Below are 23,394 nucleotides of genomic sequence, written 5' to 3' on the forward strand. Positions count from 1 at the left end.
ACTGGGGGTTCGAGTCGACATGACTACAGTTACCGATGTTGGAGAGATTTCAGCCGCCAGGCGGATGCGGTCGATCGAAAGTCATACAGGCTACAAGGTCGTGCCGGCAAAGCACCATTGGCGAACGGTCGGAACGATCGTCGCGGTTCTGTTGATTGCCGGCACGCTGCATTCCGTCCTGACCAATCCGCGGTGGGGTTGGGATGTCTTCGCGAAGTTCTTCTTTTCCGAGCCTGTCCTGGTCGGACTGGGCCGGACCTTGCTCCTGACGGTTCTGGCGTCCGCACTGGGCTTCCTGCTCGGCACCGTTCTTGCTTTTGCGCGCGTGTCGACTTCGCCGCTGCTGTCGGGCGTCTCGTGGGCTTATATATGGTTCCTGCGTTCGATCCCGCTGATCGTCCTGCTTCTGGTGCTGAATAATCTCGGATACCTCTATCCGACCGTCGATGTCGGCGTTCCCTTCACCAGCATTCTGTTTGCGCAGTACAACACGGTCGAGGTGCTCAGCCCGTTCGCGGTGGCTCTGATCGGCCTCAGCCTCAATCAGGCGGCCTTCTCGGCGGAGATCATTCGCGGCGGCATCCTGTCGGTCGACCAAGGGCAGCACGAGGCTGCCGCAGCACTGGGGCTCTCGCGGCGACGGCAGGCGCTCAACATCGTGCTGCCGCAGGCGATGCGCGCAATCCTGCCCAGCGGTTTCAACGAAATCATCGGTCTCGCGAAGTCGACCTCGATGGTCTATGTGCTCGCCTTGCCGGAGCTGTTCTACACCGTCCAAGTCATCTATCGCCGCAACCTGGAAGTCATCCCGCTGCTGATGGTGGCTACGATCTGGTATCTGGTCATCATGAGTGCGCTTTCGCTCATCCAGATCGCCATCGAACAGCACTACTCCAAGGGTGCCACCCGCAATGCACCGAGCCCGGTGTTCAGGCGGCTCGCTTCATTCCTGCCGTTCGGATCGGTGCGCGTCGGGAAGCCGGTCACGTCAGAGACGAAGCAGGACGTTATCCGCAAACCGCTGGCTGGCGTCAATTTGGGCAACCATGGCGCCGGCCGCATCGAGATCCGCGATGTCAGCAAGCGTTTCGGCACCACGACCGTGCTTGACCAGGTCAATCTCACCCTTGCGCCGGGAACGGTCACTGCCATCATCGGTCCGTCGGGCGCCGGCAAATCGACCTTGCTGCGCACGATCAACCATCTTGAGCGGGCCGATGAGGGTTTCATTTCGATCGACGATGAACTGATCGGCTATGAGCGCGACGGCAACGTGCTTTATGAACTGAAGGAAGGCGCCATCCGCCGCCGCCGTTCGGCCGTCGGCATGGTGTTCCAGAACTTCAATCTGTTCCCGCATCTGACAGTAGTGGAAAACATCATCGAAGCACCGGTCTCGGTGCAGGGCATTCCGCGCGCCGAGGCGATCGGAACCGCGCTCGATCTCCTGGCCCGCATCGGCCTCTCCGATAAAGCCGATGCCTATCCGCGCCACCTGTCGGGTGGCCAACAGCAGCGCGTGGCGATTGCCCGGGCGTTGGCGCTGAGACCCAAGGTTCTCTTGTTCGACGAGCCAACCTCGGCGCTTGACCCGGAGCTTGTCGGCGAAGTTCTCGACGTCATCAAGGAACTCGCCGACTCCGGCACGACCCTGGTGATCGTCACCCATGAAATCGGCTTTGCCCGCGAGATCGCCGACACCGTCGTGTTCATGGAAAGCGGCAAGGTGGTTGAGGTGGCGCCGCCGGCGAAACTCTTCAGCGATCCGGCGCATCCCCGCACACGAGCCTTCCTGGCAAAGGTTCTCTAACCCGCAATCTTTCCCGGCGCCGGTCACAAGTGCGGAGCTCTGGCGCGCCTGTCCCGTCGGCAGGCAAGGTTTCGCACGTCCCTAGATAGGAGCAGTCACATGACATTCCATCGCAGTCGATTTTCAGTTTTGACAGTGGGCCTCGTCGGCCTCGGGCTGTGGGCGACGACTTCCCTGGCCGCCGAGTTCGATCTCAGCCCGGAACAGCCGACGCGTGTTCATGCCGAAAAGAGCGACAAGGCGATCGCCGCGATCCCGAAGGACTACAAGTTCGTCGAGCCCGGTGTTTTGACAATCGGGATCAATCCGTGGGATCCGCCGGTCGCCACCTATGCCACGGATGCAAAGGCGGTCGTCGGCACCGATCCGGACCTCGCCGTGCTGCTTGCAGAAACGCTTGGTCTCAAGCTCAACCTTGTCGCCGTTGCCTGGGAGGATTGGCCACTCGGTCTGTCCTCCGGCAAGTTCGATGCCGTCATTTCCAACGTCACGGTGACCGAAGAGCGCAAGGAGAAGTTCGACTTCTCCACCTATCGGCAGGACGTGCTGGGCTTCTACGTGAAGAAGGACAGCCCGATCACTTCGATCAAGGAGCCTAAGGACGTCGCCGGGCTGAAGATCATAACCGGTGCCGGCACCAATCAGGAGAAGATCCTGCTGGAGTGGGACCGGGAGAATGTCGCGGCCGGGCTGAAGCCTGTCGAAGTCCAGTATTATGACGACTCTGCCGCCAGTCAGCTCGCGATCAAATCGGGCAGGGCGGATGCCGAGTTCAATCCGAACGCAACGCTAGCCTATGGCGCTGCGGTGAATGGTGGAACCAAGCTGGTCGGCGTCGTCAGTGGCGGCTGGCCGCGCACGGCCGAGATCGCGGTGGCCACGCGCAAAGGCAGCGGGCTGGCTGATCCCGTGACTGTTGCGATCAATGAACTGATTGCCAGGGGCAAATATGGCGAGGTGCTGAAAAAGTGGAGCCTGACCGAGGAGGCGATCGCCAAGTCGGCCACCAATCCTCTCGGCCTGCCCAAACCCAACAGCTGAGCGAGACTTTGGCAGCAGGCGGTGCTTGCGCCTGCGGCCAGCTTCCCTGTCAATCTTCCCATGCGAGTTCCTCCATGCTTTCCAGAACGCGCCTCCTTGCTCCCGTTTTCTTCGCCACGCTCCTTGTGGCAGCGGGCGCCTCAGCCACCACCCAGTTCGACCTCAGTCCGCAACAGAGCGGCCGCGTGCGCGCCGACAAGGACGATGCCCTGGTGAGGAGCATCCCCAAGGACTTCCATTTCGTGGATGACGGCGTGTTCACGGTCGCGGTGGCGCCGTCCGGCGTTCCGCCGATAGCCAGCTACGCGACAGATGCTGCGACCGTTATCGGTGCCGATCCTGATATCGCCCAGCTCGTCGCCGACAAGATCGGTCGGCCACTGAAACTCGTGGCCGTCGCCTGGGAGGACTGGCCGCTCGGCCTTGTCTCCGGCAAATTCGATGCGGTCATTTCCAACGTCGGCGTGACCGAGGAGCGCAAGCTCAAATATGATTTTTCAAGCTATCGGCAGGGGTTGCACGGCTTCTACGTTCGCAAGGACAGCCCGATCCAGAAGATCGCCGAACCGAAGGACATCGCCGGGCTGAAGATCATCACCGATCCGGGCACCATACAGGAAAAGATCATCGTGGAATGGGATCGGCGCAACCAGGAGGCCGGATTGAAACCGGCCGAAGTCATCCTGTTCGACGATGAGGCGGCGTCCAGCCTGGCGCTCCGTTCCGGGCGGGCAGACGCGGTCTTCAGCGTCAATGCGGTGCAGTCTTACCAGGCGGCGGTGACCGGCGAGACGCGTCTGGTGGGCACCGTCAACGCCGGATGGCCCCTGACCACGGATGTCGGCGTGGTGACGCGCCGCGGCAGCGGTATCGCCGATGTCGTCACGGCGGCGCTCAACGAAGCGATCAAGGACGGCAAATACAAGCAGGTTCTCGACAAATGGAACCTGGGACCCGAGGCGATCCCACAGTCGCGGACCAATCCGCCCGGCCTGCCGAAATATTGAGGCTCGGTCTGATGTGGAAACGTCCACTCCGCTGCGGAGGCTGTCGATGACGCAGGCCATCCGGCGCCTCGCTTTTCTTACGCCAGGCAATTATCCGGACAACGATCCGGCCGCCGGCTTCGAGAAGACGCTGCAACTGTTCGAATTCGGCGAGGACATTGGTTTTGATAGCGCCTGGGTCAGGCAGCGCCATCTGGAACCCGGCATCTCTTCTGCCGCGGCCTTTCTGGCGGCGGCCAGCCAGCGCACCCGCAGGATCGAACTCGGCACCGCGGTGATCCCGATCGGATATGAAAGCCCCTATCGGCTGGCGGAAGATCTTTCGACGGTTGACGTCCTGTCGCGCGGACGGCTCAATGTCGGATTGAGTGCCGGCATGCCGCCGCATGCTGAAACGCTGGGGCCGCTGGTTTTCGACGGCGACTGGCGCAGTTTCGACTTTTCACATGAAAGGGTGCTGCGTTTTGTCCGCAACCTCCAGGGCGAGCCGATTGGCGAGCCGGGCGCGATCGTCGAATTTCCCGGCGGGCGCGTCGCGCCAAGGCTCCAGCCTTATGCAGCGGGTCTTTCAGAGCGGATCTGGTATGGCGGCGGTTCGTTGCGCTCCGCCGAATGGGCAGGTCGCAACGGCCTCAATCTCCTGATCGGTAATGTGACTTCAGGCGAGGGTACAGATGATTTCTTCGTAGCCCAGCTTCGGCAATTGGAGGTCTTCAAGGCGCAGTCCGGTCAAGGCCGCGTCGCGCTCGGCCGTGTCATCGTGCCGTTCGATGGCGCGGATGTGACGACGCGCCAGCGCTATCGTGCCTATGCCGAGGGTCGCGATGCGCGAACGGGCAAACCACATGGGGAGCGGCGGACGCTGTTTGCTCGTGACCTGGTGGGTCCATCGGAAGCGATCGTTGAAGCGCTGCTCCGCGATCCCGTCGTCGCTGAGGTGGAGGAATTGCGCCTCGAACTGCCCTACAGCTTCCGCCACGAAGACTATGAGCAGATCCTGTCCGATGTGGTCGAACACATCGCGCCGGCTTTGGGTTGGAGAGAGAACCGTGTCGAACAGCGGTCGGGGCGTTTCGCCGCCGAATAATCGTCCAACATGCCGGTGGTGTTCAACGGTCGTCGCCGTTCGTGCGGACTCGATTCTCACCAGATAGAGTGGGAGCCATTCGATCGTTGTGGTCCTGGTCGAAGGCCAGTTTGCGCTCCCAGGGATCGAAGAATCTGAGGTTCGGTCGATCCGCCCTGCCTTCCTGGGCGAGGTGATTTTCCTTCACACTGAACAATGGCGCGGTTCCCTTTCTGCGTTCTCCCACGCGAAAAACTCGCCCGGTCGACTGGTGATCGACCGGGCATACCCTGAAACGCCTGATTCCCCCCCGACGCATCTCCAAGGCAGCTTATATGTAGCGCGGCGAAGGCTGGAGATGCGAACCCCATCTGGGGCATCGGGAGTTACAAATCACATATCCGTCTTCGATGGTGACCACGCTTTGTTCATTCCTTCCCATACGTCCACACTGGAGCGAACGAGACACCGCGAAGCCCGGCGTTGCGGACCTGTTCAACGAAACCGTCAGTGACATAGACCGCCGAAGCCCTCATGGGCAGTTTGAAGATCTCAGTGCTTCCGATAACCTCTTTCCTGAAAACCGAGCGCTCTATATCGAGGATATCGCCATTGTCGAAATAGACGATGCGTGACTGGTCGGGATCGAGTGCGTCGAGAACGGTCGTAGCGTTAAAGAGCCATGCCTCTTCCCCCTGAACGGGCAGAAGCTGTCCGTATTTCGCCAGAACCGGTGCCAATGCATCCAGCGCGGGTTTTTTCAGGATCGGCACGTGCTCACCCAACCATGGGAAATCGGAATAGGTCCGATCCGTCGTGTCCAACTTCATGGCAGGGGCAGACCAGTCCCGAATGACGCGTCCGTCCATTGCAGAGAAGAACTCGTAGTCGTCATCGTCGATCGGAAAGATCCATTCCTGGCCTTCGATGACCTCAAACTTGTACACCGTCAGTGTCATCGCGCGGCTCTCCGATCCTGACGCATTCGCTTGCGCCTCGCCGCAGCGTTTGCCCGGCAATTGCGCGCTGGTCAAATTTCTCCGTGCATCTCGCGAAACAGTCGTGGCGAGAGGCCAAAACGGCGCTCGAATGCTTTGGAAAAGCGCGTGGCTGGCACATCCCCGATCCGTCCCTCCTTTTCGCGGGGGACAGAATCTACCTCCCTGTCGGATAGGCTGTATTTACGAGGACGCTTAGGCTGCAATGGGACGGAACCATGCTTATCTTCTGAGCGAACGTCAGCCTGCGGCCGGTTTTAAGACTTCCACCGGTCATCAGTCTTAGAGCTCGGAGATCGCCGGGTCTCAGTTCTCTGCATCCATGCTGCGTGCGAAGGTCTCGGCGATGGCCAGCACGGCAGCGTGGATGGGGCCTGCGGTGAGGGTCGGCATGACCGAGGCGTCGACGACAAACAGATTGTCGAGCGCTTTGAGCCGCAAGTCCGCATCGACGGGAGCGTCGGTGTCCCGACCCATCCTGCAAGTGCCGCAGGGGTGATGGTGGGTAATTACTGCCCGCGCGATGAAATCGTCGATCTCGGCCCTGTCCTTGAAAGACACTGGCAGGAGTTCACGCTCGCGCCAATCGGCGAGCTCGTTGCGATGGCCGATCTCCCTTGCCGCTTCGAGCGCCCGGCGAAACAGGTCTCGGTCGCGACCGGTCTGCAGATAGGCAGGATCGATGATCAGCCGGTCGCCGAGCTCGGGTCCGCTTATGCGCAGGGTGCCGCGGCTGCTCGGATGGGTGACCCCGAACAGCAGTGAATAGGCCGTGCCAGCGGACGGCGCCTGGAAGCATTCGGACACGATCGGCGCGATGCCGCAGCCAACGACGATCTCGGGCTGTCCCGTGGCGGTGAAATCGCCAGCGCGCATATAGGCCATCGACTCGGAATGCTGGAGACGCGATGGCGGCACGGGTTTGCGGGCCGCATAAAGGTTTCCGGCGCCCAAGAGGTGGTCTTGGAGGTTGCGCCCGATTTCCGGCACATCGATGGAACAAGCGACGCCTGCGGCTGAGAGCACATCTCTGGGGCCGATGCCCGAGCGCATCAGCAAGGCCGGGCTCTCCAGCGCGCCGGCACACAGCACCACCCGATCTGCAAAGATCTGCTTGGAGCCGCCTTGTCGTCCCACGACTTCGAGGTTGTGCACCCGATTGTCGCCCAGGATAAGTCGTCGCACCCGGGATCCGGTCAATACCGTCAGGTTCGTCCGGCTTCGGACAGCCGCCGTCAGCCAGGCGTCGGCCACCGTGATCCGCCGCCCCCCGCGGATGTTCAGCGAGTTCGGGGTAACGCCGATCATCTGCCCGCTGTTGTGTCCTTCGAGGCGCGGCAGGCCGAGCGAAGCGCCGGCTTCGATGAAGGCGCGTGCGACCGGACTGACTTCGTCCGTCGGCAGGTAGACGGGCATCGGCCCGCCCTTGCCGTAAAGACCGTTGCCGCCATGCGGGTGATCTTCGATGGCCTGGAACGCCGGCAGCAGTCCCTCCCAGCTCCACCGGCGATCGCCCGTTGCCTCGACCCATGCCTGATAGTCCGTAGGATGGCCGCGCATATAGCCCATCGCATGCAGGCAGCTGGAGCCGCCGACCAGCCGCCCGCGCGCCCAGCGATGCACCCGGCCCGCCGTCCCGGCTTGCGGCTCGGTATGATAGTCCCAGTCATAGTTTCGGCCCTGGAGGGCCGGCCAGGCGGCGGGGTTCCAGATATCCGGATCGTTGGCTTCTTCGCCTGCCTCGACCAGCAGGACGCGACGGGCCGGCTCCTCGCTCAGGCGCGCGGCGAGCAGTGCGCCAGCCGAGCCGCCGCCGACGATGACGACATCGGCATTCGTTTCCTGCTCAACAATCATCACAACTCCTATTGCGCGTGCTTCGATAGCCGGCATGTCCAACGCAGCAGGGTAGGGCTCGCTCAACCGACTTGCGTTCGGCGGTTTGCGAAACGTGACGCTGGATTTCGTGATTTGAGGCCGGAGCCCCGCGAACCTAGACCCCGTTCTCCATGGCGACCTTCGCCGCCGCCTTCGCCTTCAACAGGTGCTTCTTCGAGGCCTTGCGGGCAGCTTTCTCGTCGCCGGCGGCAATAGATTCATAGATGTCCCGCATTTCCGCTAGACTGCTTTGCGCCCGACCCTCCAATGACATCGACCGCCCTCGAAAAAAGCTTATCCTGGCCACCAGGCCACGATGTACCTCCTCCAGGATTGGATTGCCGCAGTTCGCCAGTATGATCGAATAGAAGTCCGCGGCGGTCGTGACCTGGGCCAGACTGTCATGGCTGGCAGCGGCTTCTTCGAAGGCGAGAAGAGATCTTTCGAGCTCGCGCAACTGTTCCGCGGGAATCCGTGACGCGCATCGACCCGCCGCTTCGACTTCCAGCAGCTCTCGAACCTCGTAGATTGCGGTCGCCTCTTCCCACGAAAGCGCCGGTATCGACGGCCCGCGGTTGGGGACGATCTCGATCAGGCGTTCGGCCTCGAGGCTGCGCAACGCTTCTCGCAGAGAAGGACGGCTGATGCCGAGTTGTGCGCACAGTTGGCTTTCGACGAGGCGGCTTCCCGGTTGGAACAGTCCGGACAGGATGGCGAGCCGCAACTTGTCGACCGTCTCCTGCTGAACCGTCCGTGGGGAAATCCGCAAATTCAGATCTGCCGGCATTGATTACGTCTCTTGGGCTCGGGGTCACGATCGGACGCATCATATGCGACGTCGCACTTATTGGACAGCAGGAATAGCCAGATTGTCAATTATCAAGATTGCAAGAATGTCAGACAATCCTGTTGACGACCTCCAGCTAATATGATCCTCTTGAGAAAGACAGGCCGCAAGAACAAGGACCATAAACATGGCGGCAGACATGCTTTCACATCAGTCGGATTCGCGACGCATCGATACGGGCCGCATCGCCTTGAATGTGCGTGGAAAGGGAACCGGCCCATTGATGCTGTTCTTTCACGGCATCACCTCCAACTCCGCGGTCTTCGAACCGTTGATGGCGCGCCTCTCGCACCGCTTCACGACCATCGCGGTCGACCAGCGGGGGCATGGCCTCAGCGACAAGCCGGAAAGCGGATACGAGGCGAATGACTATGCGGACGATATCGCTGCCCTGATCCGCACACTCGACCGGGGCCCTGCCATCCTCGTCGGCCATTCGCTCGGCTCCAGGAATTCCGTCACGGCCGCCGCACGTAACCCGGAGCTGGTGCGGTCGGTCGTCGCCATCGACTTCACCCCCTATATCGAAACCGAGGTGCTGGACGCGCTGGAGACCCGGGTGAACGCGGGCGACCGGCTTTTCGAGAACACCAAGGTCGTCGAAGCCTATCTGGCCGCCCGCTATCCGAACATTCCCGCCGACGCGATCAGGATCAGGGCCGAAAGCGGCTATCGGCAGGTCGAGGGAGGCTTGCGTCCCCTGGCGTCGCCCACTGCCATGGCGCAGACCGCCGAGGGCCTGCGCGCAGACCTGACGCAGACCTATCGCGACGTGACCAGACCCGTCCTCATCGTCCGCGGCGAACAAAGCAAGCTGGTCTCGGCAGCGGCACTGGCAAAGACAAGCCGGCTGCGGCCGGACCTGCCGGTGGTCGTCGTCCCCGACGCCGACCATTACGTCAACGAGGTCTCGCCCGAGATCACGCTGAAAGCCATCACCAATTTCATCGACGCCTGACGGCCTAACCAACCGTCTTCTTGCATGCAGGATCAGGATAGAAAATGGCCACTATAAACAACATTCCGGGCAAGACGCGTCGTGCCGAGGTCGCGGGCGGCGGCTTTGCCGGCCTGACGGCCGCGATCGCGCTCAGGCAGAACGGTTGGGACGTCAGGCTGCACGAAAAGAGCTCAGAGCTGAGGGCCTTCGGCGCAGGCATCTATCTCTGGCACAACGGCCTTCGCGTGCTCGAGGGACTGGGTGCGCTGGACGAGGTTCTCCAGGGCTCGCACACACCTCCGACCTACGAGACCTGGATGCACAACAAGTCCGTTTCCAAGGAGACGTTCAACGGCCTGCCCTGGCGCATCATGACCCGCAGCCATCTGCATGATGCGCTGGTCAACCGTGCCCGCGCGCTGGGCGTCGACATCCGCGTCAATTCCGAAGCGGTCGCCGCCGACCCAAGCGGTCGCCTCACCCTGCAGACCGGGGAGGTGCTCGAAGCCGATCTGATCGTTGGTGCCGACGGCGTCGGCTCAAAGGTGAGGGACTCCATCGGCTTCAAACAGGATCGGTGGATTTCGAAGGACGGCCTCATCCGGTTGATCGTCCCGCGCAAGAAGAAGGAACTCGGCCATGGCGAGTGGGACAACACCATCGACATGTGGAACTTCTGGCCGCGCGTCCAGCGCATCCTTTATTCGCCTTGCAACGAGAACGAACTCTATCTCGGCCTGATGGCGCCAGCCGCCGATCCGCGCGGCTCGGCCGTGCCGATCGACCTCGAGGTCTGGGTCGAGATGTTCCCCTTCCTGGAACCGTGCCTGATCGAGGCGGCGAAGCTGAAGAGCGCCCGCTACGACAAATACGAGACGACCAAGCTGGACAGCTGGACGCGAGGCAGGGTCGCCCTTGTCGGTGACGCCGCGCACGCCATGTGCCCAGCTCTAGCCCAGGGCGCCGGTTGTGCGATGGTCAACGCCTTCAGCCTTTCGCAGGACCTGGAGACAGGATCTTCCGTCGAAGATGCACTCGTCGATTGGGAGAAGCGCATGCGCCCGATCACCGATCGCTGCCAGGCACTGTCCGGCGACTATGCGGCTAACCGTTCGCTCTCGAAGGGGAACATGTTCACGCCGGCGGCCCTGGAAGCAGCGCGTTACGACCCGCTGCGCCGCGTTTTCTCATGGCCGCAATAATTTTCGAGCGGGCCCAACAAATCAATTGGTGCGGCGAAGCCGTGCTCTCCTCGGGAGATTAGAATGAACCATTCATTGGAAGTTGAAAAAAATTACGACGTGCGGGGCTGGTATTCGACTGTCCATGAAATCCGGCATGACGGCGGGGAGCCCGGCGACACGCTCGTCAAAGTGGCGGTAGGCGTCGTTATCCGCAATCCATTTGCCGGCAAATTTGTCAGCGACCTTTCTGATATCGTGAACCCCAGCCCGGCGATCGGCCATGCGCTCGGCGAACGGGCCGTGGCACTGCTCGGCAACCGGCCGGTCAACAGCTACGGCAAGGGCGGCATCGCCGGAACGGCCGGCGAACAAGAGCATGTCGTCGCCTGCATCACCACGCTGTTCGGCGATCCGCTGCGGCAACAGGTGGGAGGCGGTAAGGCCTGGATCTCGTCGGTCAGCAAGGTCGCAGCTGCCGGCACGGCCATCGATATCCCTCTCGCCCACAAGGACGAGCTCTATATCCGTTCCCACTATGACGCGGTCACCTTCTCTGTGCCGGATGGCCCCCGCCCGGACGAACTTCTGATCTGCGTCGCCGTTGCATCGGGTCCGCGCGTGCATCAGCGCGTCGGCGGCAAGACCGTCGCCGATCTCGCGGCCACTGCCTAATTCGAAAGGACATATTCCATGCCTCTGAACATCAAGGACCTCAAGATCACGTCCCCGGATTTCCAGCCGCTCGGGAAACTGCGCGACGAGCATGCCGGCGACAAGGGCAACGTTTTGCCCAGGCTGACCGTCAGCGGCGTCCCAGCCGGCACGAAAGAGCTCGCAGTGATCTGCCACGACCCCGACGCGCCCTTGGCCAACGGTTTCACGCATTGGGTCGTCTACGGCATCGATCCGTCGACCACCGACCTTTCAGACGCGCAGCAGAAGTTCCGTGTCGGGCCCAATGGCGCGGGCGACAAGCAATATTATGGCCCACAGCCGCCCGCCGGCCATGGCGAGCACCACTATTATTTCTGGGTCTATGCCCTGGACACCAAGGTCGAAGGGACGCCCACCCGGGAAGAGTTCCTGCAGAAATATGCCGGCAACATCATTGAGCAGAACCGGATCGTCGGCATCTACGAAAACAAGTGAACAGCGCCACCCGCGATCGAACAACAACAATAAAAACGATCGCGGCCGCTGCGGAATGGGAGAATAAGAATGACGGACAGCAACGCCACGCGCCAGAAGGTCTTCCAGGAGTTGGTCACGGCGACCAAGATCCTGCTGAACGAGGGCATTCTGGATACGTTCGGGCATATCAGTGCGCGTGACCCGGAGGATCCGCAAAGCTTCTTCCTCGCGCAGAAGCTTGCTCCCAGCCTGATAACGGTCGACGACATCCTGCGTTTCAATCTCGAAGGCGAAACGTCCGACAACCGGCCGTCCTATCTGGAGCGCTACATCCACAGCGAAATCTACAAGGCGCGGCCGGACGTTCAGTGCGTGCTCCACAGCCATTCGCCTGCCGTGCTCCCATACTGCTTTACCGACACGCCGCTGCGCCCGGTCACGCATATGGGCGCATTCATGGGTGAGGCCGTCCCCGTCTATGAGATCCGCGACAAGCAGGGTGACGAGACCGATCTTTTCGGTGGCGGCCACAGCGTCTGCGCGGATATCGCCGAAAGCCTCGGTGATCATACGGTGGTCCTGATGGCACGCCATGGCGTGGTGAACGTCGGCAGTTCCGTCCGCGAGGTCGTGTTCCGGGCTTTTTATCTCGAGCAGGAAGCCAAGGCGCTCACGGCCGGACTTCAGATCGGCAAGATCAAGTATCTGACGCCCGGCGAGGTGAAGACGGCGGGGGCTCTTGTCGGCAAACAGATCGACCGGGGATGGGATCACTGGTCGCAGCGCCTCAAGGAAAAGGGCCTGGCCTAGCGCCAGCAGGTCTTTGAACACCCTGGCAGGATAAGGGCCCTGCCAGTGTATCCAGCCCCGTTCTTGAACAACGCTCCGGGGCAAGAAGCGTCAGGCGAAAGCAGTAGAACCATGCCGCACGCACAAAGCTACGACTACATCATCGTTGGGGCCGGATCGGCCGGTTGCGTGCTCGCCAACCGGCTGAGCGCCGACCCGCAATGTACCGTCCTGCTGATCGAGGCCGGCGGCTGGGATCGTGACCCGATGATCCATATCCCGCTCGGATGGGGCAAGATCCTGACCGAGCGCCGCCATGACTGGATGTATTTCTGTGAACCGGAAGACAATGTCGGCGGGCGCCGGGTCGAATGTGCGCGCGGCAAGGTCATCGGCGGATCGTCGTCGACCAACGCCATGGCCTATGTACGGGGAAACCGCGGCGACTACGACCGCTGGGCCGCCAGTGGGCTCAGCGACTGGTCGTATGAGAAGGTTTTGCCCTATTTCCGCAAGCAGGAAAGCTGGGAGGGCGGCGAGAGCCGCTTCCGTGGCGGCAGCGGGCCGCTCAGCACGCAGTTCTGCCGCTATAAGGACACGCTGATCGAGGCCTTCGCGCAGGCCAGCGTACAGGCCGGCTATGCGCAGACCAGCGACTACAATGGCGAGCAGCAGGAAGGTTTCGGACGCCTGCAGATGACGATCGCCAAGGGCCGGCGCAGCTCGGCCGCGTCCGCCTATCTGCGGCCGGCCCTGAAGCGGCCCAACCTGACCGTGCTGACCGAAGCGATGGCGACGAAGATCGTTCTGGAAGGCACGCGCGCCAAAGGGGTGACGATAAGGCATCGCGGCGCCGAACGGACGGTCATCGCCCGCAGGGAAGTCCTGCTCTCGGGCGGCGTCATCAACACGCCGCAGTTGCTGATGCTGTCCGGAATCGGGGCATCGGACGAGCTTTCGGCACATGGCATCCAGACGCGGGTCAACCTGCCTTCGGTCGGCAAGAACCTGCAGGATCACGTCTCGGTCATCCTGATGTACCGTCGCAAGACCCCGGGCCCGTTCCTGCACAATATGCGCGCCGACCGGATTGGGCTGGATTTCCTCAAGACTTATCTGACGGGGAGCGGCTTTTCCGGGGATGTGCCGGGCGGAGTCGTGGCCTTCCTGAAAAGCGATCCGGAACGGCCGCTGCCGGATGTGCAATTGCTGTTCACCGCAGCCCCGCTCGCCGCATGGCCATATTTGCAGCCGTTCAAGGCGCCGTTTGCGGATGGCTTCGCGACACGCATCGTGGCAACGCAGCCCGAAAGCCGGGGAACCGTGAAACTGGCCTCGGCCGATCCTGCCGCGGCGCCGCTGATCCACCAGAATTTCCTGGCCTCGCCGAAGGACTGGCAATCGTTGCGGGCCGGCTTTCGGGTGGCAAGGAACCTGGCGGCCCAGCCTTCCATGCAGCCCTTCGTCGAAGCTGAATTCTTTCCCGGCCCGAAGTGCCAGAGCGACGACGAGATCGACGAACATATCCGCAAGACCTCCATCACCGTGCATCACCCGGCCGGAACTTGCCGGATGGGCGTCGACGAAGCCTCTGTCGTCGACCCGGAACTGCGCATCCGCGGCGTCGACGGCCTGCGCGTGGTTGACGCTTCGGTCATGCCCGACCTGGTCTGCGGCAACATCAATGCGGCGGTGATCATGATCGCCGAGAAGGCTGCCGACCTCATCGCGGCATCGAAAGCAACAATCGAAAGCAGGGCAGCGTGATGATCCAACGTATCGCCATCATCGGTCTGGGCACCATGGGGCCGGGCATGGCCGCCAGGCTCGCCAGGGGCGGCCTGCAGGTGACAGCCTATGACGTCGCCCCGGCAGCGATCGAGCGCGCGCGCACCATGCTGGGCACCGCCGAAGGTGTTCTCGATGCTCTCGGCATCGCGGCCGCCGGTGCCGGAACCGTTCGCTTCACCGACGATATCGCCGAGGCAGTCGCAGGCGTTGACCTCGTCATCGAGAACGTTCCTGAGAACATCGCGATCAAGGCCGAGGTCTATCGCGCCATCGACGGCCTGATCGCATCGGACACGATCGTGGCATCGGATACGTCCGGCATTCCGATCACCCAGCTGCAGGCGCATATCTCACATCCCGAACGGATGGTGGGTATGCACTGGTCGAATCCGCCGCACATCATCCCGATGATCGAGGTGATCGGCGGCGAGAAGACGGCGCCGCAGATCGTGGAGACCATCCGCGACCTCATCCGCTCTATCGGCCTGCTGCCGGTGGTGGTGAAGAAGGATGTGCCGGGCTTTGTCGAGAACCGCGTGCTCTATGCGCTACTGCGCGAAGCGGTCGATCTGGTCGAACGCGGCGTGATCGAGCCGGAAGACCTCGACACCTGCGTGTCCTGGGGCATCGGCTACAAGATCGCCGTCGTCGGGCCGATGGCTCTGCTCGATATGGCGGGATTGGATATCTACAAATCCGTCTCGTCTTTCCTGAATGCCGATCTTTCCAATCGTGGCGATGTCGCCCCGATGGTGCTGGAGAAGACTGGCGCGTCGAAGCTCGGCATCAAGTCGGGCGAAGGCATGTTCTCCTACACGCCCGAGCAGACAAAGGCACTGCAGGCTGAGCGGGCACGCAAGCTCGTCGCCGTGCGGCGTATCCTGGAAGGCCGGGAGTAGCCGATGGTCCACGACCCACAGACAACCGGGATGATGCGTGCGCGGCACGCCGCAACGCACGGAGGTAGACGTCATGCGCATTGACACGATCCGGGCAGCTGGCGGCAAGCCGGCCCATATCCGCCATGACGACCTCATCTCCGTCAAAGGCGTCTCGGTGGTCTACGCCCGGCAACTGGTGCTCCAGAACATCGATTTGTCGGTGCCGAAGGGGTTCTTCGTCTCGCTGATCGGGCCCTCCGGCTGCGGCAAGAGCACCTTGCTCAAGGTTCTGGCCGGGCTGGAGCAACCGACCAGCGGCAGCGTATCGATCGACGGGCTTTCGCCGGTCGAGGCCGCGCGTAAGCGTATGATCGGCGTCGTCTTCCAGGACGCCAATCTGCTGCCGTGGAAGAACGCCGTCGACAATGCGTCGATGCTGCTTTCCATCGCCGACAAGTCGCTCTCGCGCGCCGAGCTTCGGGCACGGGGACAGGAAATGTTGGAACTGGTGGGCCTCGGCGATGCCGCCCACAAGCGTCCGAACGAACTGTCGGGCGGCATGCGGCAGCGCGTGGCCATCGCCCGTGCGCTCGCGCTTGACCCGGCAGTGCTCTTGATGGACGAGCCCTTCGGCGCGCTCGATGCCATCACCCGCGACTCGATGGGCCAGTCGCTGCTGGAAATCTGGCAGCGCACCGGCAAGACGATCGTGCTCGTGACCCACTCGATCGATGAAGCCATCCACCTCTCGCGCCATGTCCACGCGCTCGGCATCAAGCCCGGACGCATCACCGGCAGCATCGACATCGACCTGCCTTACCCGCGCGACCTGGCGGTAACGGAAGATCCGGAATTCGTCCGGCTGGTCGTGCAACTGCGCACGATGCTGCGCGCCGGCCATCAACCGGGAGACGCGTCATGAGCGATCAAACCATCACCTCCGAACCCCGGCTGGCATCCAGTCTTGCCGCCGCGACGAGCAGCTGGCTGCCGGCGGTCATTCTCCTTGTGGGCACGATCGTGGCCTGGGAAGCGATCGTGCGGATTTTTGCCATATCGCCCTTCATCATCCCGGCTCCGTCGGAGATCGGGCGATCGCTGGTCGCGCAATGGGGAACGCTGATGCAGGCCACTCTGGTGACCGCGGCCGAGATCCTGCTCGGCTTCGTGGTCTCGGTCGTGGTCGGCGTCGCCATCGCGCTGGTCATCGTGCGTTTCGACTGGCTGGGCCGGGCACTCTATCCGCTGGTGGTGCTGTTCCAGAACGTGCCGAAGGTGGCGCTCGCGCCGATCTTCATCCTCTGGTTCGGCTACGGGCTGGCGCCCAAGATCGGCCTGATCCTGGTCATCGCCTTCTTCCCGGTGACGCTGTCGATGCTGGCGGGCATGCAGTCGGTGGACCGCTCCCTGCTGTCGCTGATGAACTCGGTCGGCGCCAGCCGCACCCAGATCCTGTTCAGGATCCGCGTCCCGCATTCGCTGCCGAACCTGATGGCGGGCACCAAGATCGCCGCCACGCTCAGCGTAATCGGCGCCATCGTCGGTGAATTCGCCGGCGCCTCGGACGGGCTGGGCTACGTCATCCAGTTCGCCTCGACCCAGCTCGACACCGCACTGGTCTTTGCGGCGCTGCTGCTCGTTTCCGTGCTCGGCATCGCCTTCTACTACGCGGCCGAGATCCTCGAACGCATCGTGGTGCCGTGGGCACCGAAATTCAGTCACGCCTAGGGGCAGAAAAGGGAAGGATCGAACAATGCTGAGACGCTCGCTCATCAAGGCAGCCACGCTTGCGGCTTTTACCGGCGCGCTTGGCTTCTCCGGCGCCGCACTTGCCGCCGACACCGTCAACGTCCAGCTCGACTGGGTGGTGCGCGGCAACCACGCAATGTTCTTCGTGGGCAAGGAAAAGGGCTTCTTCGCCAAGAACGACATCGATCTCGCCGAGATCCGCAAGGGCTCGGGTTCGCCGGACGCCATGCGGCTGGTGGGCAACGAGAACGCCGACTTCGGTTTCGGCGATCTGCCGACGCTCGCCGTCGCGCGCTCGCAAAAGGTGCCGGTGGTGGCGCTCGCTGCCGTCAACCAACGCTCGCCGCTGGCGATCATCTCGCTCGCCAAGACGTTGAAGCTCACCAAACCGGAAGACCTCAAGGGGCTGACCATCGGCATCCATCCGGCCGGATCGACCTACATCTTCTTCAGGGGGTTCCTGGCCGCCAACGGGCTGACCGAGAAGGACATGACGCTGAACAGCGTGTCGCCGCCCTATGAGAGCTACCTGCTGCTCGGACGGGTGCAGACGGTGGTCGGCTATGTCGATGCCGAAGTTCCCGAACTGGAAGCCAAGGCAGGCGGCCCCGGTTCGCTCAGCATCATGATGGGCGCCGACCATGGCTGGAAGGCCTACGGCTCCGGCCTGTTCACCTCGGAAAAGATGATCAAGGACAAGCCCGACGTCGTCCGTCGCTTCGTCAAGGCCTACCGGGAAGCCTTCGACTATGTCGTTGCCCATCCGGAAGAGGCCGCCGAGATCACAGCCAAGGCGGCGCCCGGCTACGCCGAGAAGAAGGACGTGCTGCTGGCACAGATCAATGCCGACATCGCTTCGACCTTCACCAGCACTGAGACCAAAGAACACGGGCTCGGCTGGATGAGCAAGACGCAGTGGGAAGAGACGCTGAAGACGCTCAGCGATCAGGGCGTGCTCAAGGAAGCGCTGTCGGCGGACGATGTCTTCACCGACAAATTCCTGGCGAAGGACTAGGCGGGATGTCCCGGGGCGCGGATCATCGACACACTACATCGTCCTGCTCCAAACCGCAGGATACGGTGCGCGTGCCCTTCTCTGCATCCGTGCGGTCGAGTGCGATCTGCATGCGGGTCGCATATGCGCGACCCGACAGGCCACACCACAAGCGCTCGACCGGAAGGTTTTCGCGCTTGTCGTTAAGGATGGCGAAGGTGCCGGTCGCGGCGTCGAACCAGAGTTCGACACGGGTGCTCCCGCCCGGTTCGACCGTCGCAATCTCGGCCGAATACCAGTGGGCGAAGTCGGCGTTGCAAGACAGGCCGTCCTTGCCCGAATTCGAGATCGTCAACGGCACCATGGCGAGCCCATCGGTACCGGTGCGGACGGTGACATGGTGCAATTCAACCGCGTTGGCAAAGGACGTGAACGCCAGCGCTAACGGGAGGACATAACGGATCTTCACTTCGAATAGGCTCCGGATGCAATTTATTTCGAAGTCTATCTCTCTTCTTCGTAATGACAATAAGAATATCCATGGGAAGACAACAAAAGAGGGTAACATGTTAAAGCTTCTGAAAAGCAGCGTAAGTGCAATTATACTTGGTGGCGTATTGATAGGCGGCGCACTTGCCGGTGAAGTCAAGTCGATTGCCATCCTGACGCCCGAAGAGGGTACGGATTACGGCTGGAACCAGCAGGGCATCGATGCCGCCAAGGCGGCCGGCAAGGCCGCCGGGGTCGAAGTGGTCGTGGCCCAGGGCCTCGGCTATGGCGACGTCCGTCCGACGCTGCGGGAACTCGCCGCCGACGGCGCCAGTCTGCTGATCGCGCATGCCAGTGGCTACAATACTTCCGCGCCCGAGATCGCCAAGGAGACCAAGGTTCCGGTGGCGATCGTGGATACGCCGAACGGCCTGGAGAAGGGCCTCGTCGCCGACTACACGCTGAGTGGCCATGAAGGCGCTTATCTCGCCGGCCGTCTCGCCGCAAAGATGTCGCGTTCGAAGTCGGTCGGCATCGTGGTCTCCGGCGAGCCGCCATCCTGGAACTCGCAGTCGGCGGCTTTCGCACAGGGCGTGAAGGCGGAGAACCCGGACGTCAAGATCACCTATGCAGTGATCGGGCCCGCCGCCTACAGCGATGCGGCCGGCGGCAAGCGCGTCGCTGAAAGCGTGATCGCCTCGGGCGCCGACATCATCTTCGGCCAGGGCAACGGTTCGAGCTTCGGCATGCTGCAGGCGGTCGAGACGACCAAGGCCGCAGATGGCGGCAAGGTCTATTTCATCGACGTCATCGGCGACAAGTCACCGATCGACAAGGGCTTCCTGCTGTCCTCGGTGGTGTGGAACATCGAGCCGGTCTACGCCGCGATGATCGCCGACCTCAAGGCCGACAGCTTCGGCAGCAAGCACTACACGATTGGCCTCAAGGACGATTCCGTGAAACTGCTGAAGACCGCCGCGATCCCGGACAATGTCTGGTCCGAGATCCAGGCCGTGCGCGAGGACGTCATCTCCGGCAAGATCAAGGTCGAACCGATCTACGACGCCGCCGCCGTCAGGGCGCTGATGACAAGCGTCGCCCAGTAAGGCGGCGAGAAGTCAGTTGCCGAAGGGGCGGCCGGTCGCCCCTTCGGACGATTCCCCTTTTTCAGGGCTGGGCTTAGATGAGCAATACCACTCCGTCGCCCGTCGGCGACATCGTCGCACTCGAAGGCGTGACCAAACGCTTTCCGGGCATCGTCGCCAATGACAGCATCGACCTGTCGATCCGTCCCGGCGAAGTGCATGTGCTGCTCGGCGAGAACGGGGCGGGCAAATCCACACTGATCGGCATGCTGTCCGGCCTGCAGCAGCCTGATGAAGGACGCATCCTGGTCGACGGCAAGCCAACGCCGATCACCTCGCCGCGCCAGGCGCTGGCGCTCGGAATCGGCACCGTGTTCCAGCACATGATGCTGGTGCCGACATTGACAGTGGCGGAAAACCTTCTGCTTGGCGGACCCTGGTGGCAACGCCCCAGGACCGAGGAACTCGAGGCGCGCGTCGCCGAGATCAGCAAGAGCCTCGGCATAGTCGTGAAACTGCATGCCAGGGTTTCGGAGCTTTCGCTCGGCGAACAGCAGCAGGTCGAGATCGTGCGCGCCATGGTGCGCAACAGCCGGCTGCTCATCCTCGACGAATCCACCTCGATGTTGACACCGCAAGGCATCGAGGAACTTGGGGCGCTGATGCGACGCCTCGTCGAACAGGGACTGGCGATCGTCTTCATCACCCACAAGCTCAAGGAAGCAGCCGCCTTCGGCGACCGCATCTCGGTGCTGAAGCTAGGCCGCAAGGTCGGCGAGATCCCGCCGGAACGTTTTCGCGCACTCGGCGAGCAGGAGATCATCTCCGAGATCGTCGAACTGATGTTCGGCAAGCGGAAGGACGACCCGGAAGCCGCTGAACGTCCCCTTGGCTCGGTCCGCGCCGAGGCGGCCCCGCTGCTTCAGGTCGCCGATCTGGAAGTGGCGGCGACAGAGAATGCGCCGGGCCTGTCGGCGATCTCCTTCGATATCCGTCCGGGCGAGATACTCGGCATCGCCGGCATCGACGGCAATGGCCAGAAGCAACTGGCCGAAGCATTGGCCGGCCAACGAGCCGCGACCGGCGGTTCGGTGCGGCTGGCAGGCGCCGCCATCGAGACGCTGAGCGTGAGCGAACGCAGTCGGCTGGGCCTGCGCTACCTGACCGACGACCGGCTGGGCGAAGGCACCGTCGGCACGTTCCCAGTCTCGATCAACTTCTTCCTCAAGCAGGTCGGCGCGGCACCATTCTGGCGCAACGGCGTCGAACAGCGCACCGAGATCGACAGGCGCGCCGGCGAGCTGGTCCGCGAATATGACGTGCGCACGCCGAGCCTGAAGACGCCCGTCGCGCGGCTCTCGGGCGGCAACATCCAGAAGGTTCTCCTGGCACGCGAACTGGCCGAGGGCGCCAAGGTGGTGATCTTCAACAAGCCCACCTATGGGCTCGACCTCGCCAATACGCTGGCGTCGCGCCAACGCATCGGCGATGCCGCCCAACGCGGCCTCGCCGTGCTGCTGATCTCCACCGACCTCGAGGAATTGCTCAGCATCTGCAACCGCATTGCCGTGATGGCCAATGGTTCGCTGGTCGGTACTGTCGCCAATGCCGAGGATGCCCGCACCAGGGTCGGCCGCCTGATGATCGGACTAGCCGCATGAGTATCGACACCGCACCCTCCGCTGGCGCCACGGCCCTCGATGCCACCAGCAACGTCGGCACGCGCCGCGACATGCTGCGCCGGCTCATGATGACGGTCGGCCCGATCCTCGTGGCGCTCGTCCTTGCTGGCTGTATCCTTCTCGTCGTTGGCGTCGATCCTCTCGCTTATTACGGCTACGTGCTGGAGAAAGGGCTGCTCTCGCCACTCGGTATCCAGCAGACGCTGACGCGCATGGCGCCGCTCCTGTTTCTTGCCGCCGGCCTGATCGTGGCCTTCCGCGCCGGCATGTGGAACCTCGGCGGCGACGGCCAGTTCCTGCTTGGCGCCGTCACGGCGGCGGCTAGCGCGCCGTTCTTCGTCGAGATCATGCCGGCCTGGCTGGCGTTGTTCTGCGCGTTCCTCGCCGCCACACTCGTCGCGATGATCTGGTCGCTGGTGCCGGCGCTGCTGCGCGCCTACCAAGGCGTCAACGAGATCATCACCACGCTGATGATGACGTTCCTCGGCACGTCGCTCGCCAATGTGCTGGTCAAGCTGGTGTTCCGCGATCCTGGCACGACCGTGCCGCAGACCCGCACGCTGCCGGTGGAAGACCGGCTGCCGCGGCTGTTCGACACCACGATCACCAGCGGCCTGGTGCTCGGACTGGCGGCGATCATCATCGTGCATCTGGTGATGACGCGGACGGCTTTCGGACTGAAGCTGAGGGTCGTCGGCGCCAATCCGCGAGCGGCGGTTCACGCCGGGCTCGGTGTGCCTGGCCTGACCATTGCCGTCTTCGCCATTTCGGCCGGGCTTGCCGGGCTTGCCGGCGCTGTCGACATCATCGGCGTGCAAGGCAATGTCCGCGCCGACTGGAACCCCGCCTACGGACTGGCGGTCATTCCGGCCGTGTTCCTCGCCCGGATGAACGGCTTTGCGGCGATCGGCTTCGTGTTCCTGCTTTCGGTGCTGTCGATCGGCGGCGAGAGCGCGGCGCGGCGGCTCGGCGTGCCCAATCATTTCACGCTCGTGCTGGTCTCCATCGTGCTGATCGTGCTCGCGCTCGCCGAATATGTCGACCACCGCTACAACCAGTCGAGAAAGGCTTGACGCATGACCGGGCTGCTCAGCGAAGTCTTTCTCAGTGCGCTGCTGTTCGGTGCCGTCACGGCGGCCATCCCGCTTCTGCTCGCAGGGCTCGGCGAGCAGATGTCGGAAAAGGCCGGTGTGCTCAACATCGGCATCGAAGGCATGATGCTGGCCGGCGCGTATCTCGGCTTCGTCGGCGCTTTCTATTCCGGCTCGCTGTGGCTGGGCTTCCTCACAGGTGTTGCCGGCGGCATGGCGGTGGCGCTGGTCATGGCGCTGTTGTGCGTGCGCATCGGGCTGAACCAGATCGTCATCGGCATCGCGCTGACGCTCGGCCTCGAAGGCCTGACGGCGCTACTGCACCACTTCCAGTTCTCGCGCAGCTATCCCCGTTTGCCGGCTCCGAACCCCACGGTAATTCCGACGTTGGCGGATATTCCCGTGATCGGGCCGGCATTTTTCAAACATCACTTGATCGTCTACCTGGCCGTCGCGCTGGTGTTTGCCATGCGCTACCTCTACCGGCGCACCCAGCTCGGCCTTAATCTGCAAGCCGCCGGCGACAAGCCGGCTGCGCTCGACGTCGCCGGTATCGATGTGGTCAAGACGCGAACCATCGCCGTGCTGTCGACTGGCGCATTGGCGGGGCTCGGCGGCGCCTATCTCGCCAATGTCGGCGCGGGCCTGTTCATTCCCTTCATCACCAACGGCGCCGGCTTCCTCGGCATCGTTCTGGCTATGCTGGCGCGTGGACGGCCGGTCTGGGTGCTGTTCGGCGCGCTGCTGTTCGGCGTCTGCCTGTCGCTGACGACAGCCATGCAGGTGGCAGGCATCAACATCCCGACCGACGTCATCCAGATGCTGCCGTTCCTGGCGGTGATGATCATGCTGGTGCTGTTCGGGCGGCGGGCAAGCCTGCCGGCGGCCCTGGGAATTCCCTACGAGCGCGGCGCGCGCTGACGATAACGGATGCGCGGACG

Annotated in this window: 22 protein-coding genes; 18 read left to right on the forward strand and 4 right to left on the reverse strand. The window is 62.9% G+C overall.

Annotated elements, in window-relative coordinates; translation table 11 throughout:
• Positions 1–19: 19 nt before the first annotated feature.
• The 4 genes from L4923_RS30915 (at position 20) to L4923_RS08420 (ending at position 4,945) form a co-directional block, all read left to right on the forward strand.
• Complete coding sequence (locus tag L4923_RS30915; protein ID WP_425530920.1) at positions 20–1,810, forward strand: amino acid ABC transporter permease/ATP-binding protein; 1,791 nt, start codon at positions 20–22, stop codon at positions 1,808–1,810.
• Positions 1,811–1,909: 99 nt separating this feature from the next.
• On the forward strand, positions 1,910–2,851 hold the full coding sequence (locus L4923_RS08410) for an ABC transporter substrate-binding protein (protein ID WP_239363520.1): 942 nt from the start codon (positions 1,910–1,912) through the stop codon (positions 2,849–2,851).
• Between the two features lie 74 nt (positions 2,852–2,925).
• Positions 2,926–3,858 (forward strand): ABC transporter substrate-binding protein, encoded by a 933-nt coding sequence (locus L4923_RS08415; RefSeq protein ID WP_239363523.1) that lies wholly within the window; start codon positions 2,926–2,928, stop codon positions 3,856–3,858.
• 46 nt (positions 3,859–3,904) lie between these two features.
• Positions 3,905–4,945 carry an LLM class flavin-dependent oxidoreductase gene (locus L4923_RS08420; RefSeq protein WP_239363526.1) on the forward strand — a complete coding sequence of 347 codons (1,041 nt, stop codon included), beginning with the start codon at positions 3,905–3,907 and terminating at the stop codon, positions 4,943–4,945.
• Positions 4,946–5,352: 407 nt separating this feature from the next.
• Here L4923_RS08420 and L4923_RS08425 read toward each other — a convergent pair whose 3' ends face one another.
• The 3 genes from L4923_RS08425 to L4923_RS08435 all read right to left on the reverse strand — a co-directional run bounded on the left by L4923_RS08425 (position 5,353) and on the right by L4923_RS08435 (position 8,587).
• Positions 5,353–5,883, reverse strand: a complete 531-nt coding sequence (locus L4923_RS08425; protein WP_239363528.1) for an imm11 family protein — start codon at positions 5,881–5,883, stop codon at positions 5,353–5,355.
• A 345-nt stretch (positions 5,884–6,228) separates the two neighbouring features.
• Positions 6,229–7,779: a GMC family oxidoreductase gene (locus L4923_RS08430; protein WP_239363529.1), complete on the reverse strand. Its 1,551-nt coding sequence runs from the start codon at positions 7,777–7,779 to the stop codon at positions 6,229–6,231.
• A gap of 136 nt (positions 7,780–7,915) precedes the next feature.
• The gene (locus L4923_RS08435) at positions 7,916–8,587 is read right to left on the reverse strand and encodes a GntR family transcriptional regulator (protein ID WP_239363531.1); all 672 of its coding nucleotides are present in this window, start codon (positions 8,585–8,587) and stop codon (positions 7,916–7,918) included.
• 187 nt (positions 8,588–8,774) lie between these two features.
• Between L4923_RS08435 and L4923_RS08440 the strand changes: the two genes are divergently transcribed.
• The 10 genes from L4923_RS08440 to L4923_RS08485 all read left to right on the forward strand — a co-directional run bounded on the left by L4923_RS08440 (position 8,775) and on the right by L4923_RS08485 (position 18,127).
• Entirely contained in the window at positions 8,775–9,605 is an 831-nt protein-coding gene (locus L4923_RS08440; RefSeq protein ID WP_275448317.1) for an alpha/beta fold hydrolase, read from the forward strand.
• Positions 9,606–9,649: 44 nt separating this feature from the next.
• Entirely contained in the window at positions 9,650–10,789 is a 1,140-nt protein-coding gene (locus L4923_RS08445) for an FAD-dependent oxidoreductase (protein WP_239363534.1), read from the forward strand.
• A 63-nt stretch (positions 10,790–10,852) separates the two neighbouring features.
• Positions 10,853–11,443, forward strand: coding sequence for an amino acid synthesis family protein (locus L4923_RS08450; protein WP_239363538.1), 591 nt, complete (start codon positions 10,853–10,855; stop codon positions 11,441–11,443).
• A gap of 18 nt (positions 11,444–11,461) precedes the next feature.
• Positions 11,462–11,920, forward strand: a complete 459-nt coding sequence (locus tag L4923_RS08455) for a YbhB/YbcL family Raf kinase inhibitor-like protein (protein WP_239363541.1) — start codon at positions 11,462–11,464, stop codon at positions 11,918–11,920.
• Positions 11,921–11,989: 69 nt separating this feature from the next.
• Complete coding sequence (locus L4923_RS08460; RefSeq protein WP_239363544.1) at positions 11,990–12,712, forward strand: class II aldolase/adducin family protein; 723 nt, start codon at positions 11,990–11,992, stop codon at positions 12,710–12,712.
• Positions 12,713–12,823: 111 nt separating this feature from the next.
• Positions 12,824–14,458, forward strand: coding sequence for a GMC family oxidoreductase (locus L4923_RS08465; protein WP_239363547.1), 1,635 nt, complete (start codon positions 12,824–12,826; stop codon positions 14,456–14,458).
• A complete protein-coding gene (gene fhmpcd1, locus L4923_RS08470; RefSeq protein ID WP_239363549.1) occupies positions 14,458–15,381 on the forward strand; it encodes a 5-formyl-3-hydroxy-2-methylpyridine 4-carboxylate 5-dehydrogenase in 924 nt (307 codons plus the stop codon). Before L4923_RS08465 ends, fhmpcd1 begins: the two co-directional genes overlap by 1 nt.
• A gap of 73 nt (positions 15,382–15,454) precedes the next feature.
• Positions 15,455–16,285, forward strand: coding sequence for an ABC transporter ATP-binding protein (locus L4923_RS08475; protein ID WP_239363551.1), 831 nt, complete (start codon positions 15,455–15,457; stop codon positions 16,283–16,285).
• Entirely contained in the window at positions 16,282–17,091 is an 810-nt protein-coding gene (locus L4923_RS08480; RefSeq protein WP_239363553.1) for an ABC transporter permease, read from the forward strand. The genes L4923_RS08475 and L4923_RS08480 overlap by 4 nt, the downstream gene beginning before the upstream one ends.
• A 25-nt stretch (positions 17,092–17,116) precedes the next feature.
• A complete protein-coding gene (locus tag L4923_RS08485) occupies positions 17,117–18,127 on the forward strand; it encodes an ABC transporter substrate-binding protein (protein ID WP_239363554.1) in 1,011 nt (336 codons plus the stop codon).
• Between the two features lie 22 nt (positions 18,128–18,149).
• Here the strand turns inward: L4923_RS08485 and L4923_RS08490 are convergent, their stop codons facing one another.
• A complete protein-coding gene (locus L4923_RS08490; protein WP_239363555.1) occupies positions 18,150–18,575 on the reverse strand; it encodes a hypothetical protein in 426 nt (141 codons plus the stop codon).
• Positions 18,576–18,672: 97 nt separating this feature from the next.
• Here L4923_RS08490 and L4923_RS08495 point away from each other — a divergent pair, with 97 nt between their 5' ends.
• The 4 genes from L4923_RS08495 to L4923_RS08510 all read left to right on the forward strand — a co-directional run bounded on the left by L4923_RS08495 (position 18,673) and on the right by L4923_RS08510 (position 23,374).
• Complete coding sequence (locus L4923_RS08495; protein WP_239363559.1) at positions 18,673–19,701, forward strand: putative B6 ABC transporter substrate-binding protein; 1,029 nt, start codon at positions 18,673–18,675, stop codon at positions 19,699–19,701.
• Between the two features lie 77 nt (positions 19,702–19,778).
• Positions 19,779–21,341: a putative B6 ABC transporter ATP-binding protein gene (locus L4923_RS08500; RefSeq protein ID WP_239363562.1), complete on the forward strand. Its 1,563-nt coding sequence runs from the start codon at positions 19,779–19,781 to the stop codon at positions 21,339–21,341.
• Positions 21,338–22,435 (forward strand): putative B6 ABC transporter permease subunit 2, encoded by a 1,098-nt coding sequence (locus tag L4923_RS08505; protein WP_239363570.1) that lies wholly within the window; start codon positions 21,338–21,340, stop codon positions 22,433–22,435. Before L4923_RS08500 ends, L4923_RS08505 begins: the two co-directional genes overlap by 4 nt.
• Before the next feature lie 3 nt (positions 22,436–22,438).
• Entirely contained in the window at positions 22,439–23,374 is a 936-nt protein-coding gene (locus L4923_RS08510) for a putative B6 ABC transporter permease subunit 1 (RefSeq protein WP_239363571.1), read from the forward strand.
• Positions 23,375–23,394: the final 20 nt, after the last annotated feature.

It is taken from the genome of Terribium retamae, from assembly GCF_022347545.1.
Taxonomy (GTDB): Bacteria; Pseudomonadota; Alphaproteobacteria; order Rhizobiales; family Rhizobiaceae; genus Mesorhizobium; species Mesorhizobium retamae.

Excerpts from the sequence above, each read along its gene's own strand:
- L4923_RS30915 (WP_425530920.1), top strand. The coding sequence starts at position 20 with ATGACTACAGTTACCGATGTTGGAGAGATTTCAGCCGCCAGGCGGATG.
- L4923_RS08410 (WP_239363520.1), top strand. The coding sequence starts at position 1,910 with ATGACATTCCATCGCAGTCGATTTTCAGTTTTGACAGTGGGCCTCGTC.
- L4923_RS08415 (WP_239363523.1), top strand. The coding sequence starts at position 2,926 with ATGCTTTCCAGAACGCGCCTCCTTGCTCCCGTTTTCTTCGCCACGCTC.
- L4923_RS08420 (WP_239363526.1), top strand. The coding sequence starts at position 3,905 with ATGACGCAGGCCATCCGGCGCCTCGCTTTTCTTACGCCAGGCAATTAT.
- L4923_RS08425 (WP_239363528.1), bottom strand. The coding sequence starts at position 5,883 with ATGACACTGACGGTGTACAAGTTTGAGGTCATCGAAGGCCAGGAATGG.
- L4923_RS08430 (WP_239363529.1), bottom strand. The coding sequence starts at position 7,779 with ATGATTGTTGAGCAGGAAACGAATGCCGATGTCGTCATCGTCGGCGGC.
- L4923_RS08435 (WP_239363531.1), bottom strand. The coding sequence starts at position 8,587 with ATGCCGGCAGATCTGAATTTGCGGATTTCCCCACGGACGGTTCAGCAG.
- L4923_RS08440 (WP_275448317.1), top strand. The coding sequence starts at position 8,775 with ATGGCGGCAGACATGCTTTCACATCAGTCGGATTCGCGACGCATCGAT.
- L4923_RS08445 (WP_239363534.1), top strand. The coding sequence starts at position 9,650 with ATGGCCACTATAAACAACATTCCGGGCAAGACGCGTCGTGCCGAGGTC.
- L4923_RS08450 (WP_239363538.1), top strand. The coding sequence starts at position 10,853 with ATGAACCATTCATTGGAAGTTGAAAAAAATTACGACGTGCGGGGCTGG.
- L4923_RS08455 (WP_239363541.1), top strand. The coding sequence starts at position 11,462 with ATGCCTCTGAACATCAAGGACCTCAAGATCACGTCCCCGGATTTCCAG.
- L4923_RS08460 (WP_239363544.1), top strand. The coding sequence starts at position 11,990 with ATGACGGACAGCAACGCCACGCGCCAGAAGGTCTTCCAGGAGTTGGTC.
- L4923_RS08465 (WP_239363547.1), top strand. The coding sequence starts at position 12,824 with ATGCCGCACGCACAAAGCTACGACTACATCATCGTTGGGGCCGGATCG.
- fhmpcd1 (WP_239363549.1), top strand. The coding sequence starts at position 14,458 with ATGATCCAACGTATCGCCATCATCGGTCTGGGCACCATGGGGCCGGGC.
- L4923_RS08475 (WP_239363551.1), top strand. The coding sequence starts at position 15,455 with ATGCGCATTGACACGATCCGGGCAGCTGGCGGCAAGCCGGCCCATATC.
- L4923_RS08480 (WP_239363553.1), top strand. The coding sequence starts at position 16,282 with ATGAGCGATCAAACCATCACCTCCGAACCCCGGCTGGCATCCAGTCTT.
- L4923_RS08485 (WP_239363554.1), top strand. The coding sequence starts at position 17,117 with ATGCTGAGACGCTCGCTCATCAAGGCAGCCACGCTTGCGGCTTTTACC.
- L4923_RS08495 (WP_239363559.1), top strand. The coding sequence starts at position 18,673 with ATGTTAAAGCTTCTGAAAAGCAGCGTAAGTGCAATTATACTTGGTGGC.
- L4923_RS08500 (WP_239363562.1), top strand. The coding sequence starts at position 19,779 with ATGAGCAATACCACTCCGTCGCCCGTCGGCGACATCGTCGCACTCGAA.
- L4923_RS08505 (WP_239363570.1), top strand. The coding sequence starts at position 21,338 with ATGAGTATCGACACCGCACCCTCCGCTGGCGCCACGGCCCTCGATGCC.
- L4923_RS08510 (WP_239363571.1), top strand. The coding sequence starts at position 22,439 with ATGACCGGGCTGCTCAGCGAAGTCTTTCTCAGTGCGCTGCTGTTCGGT.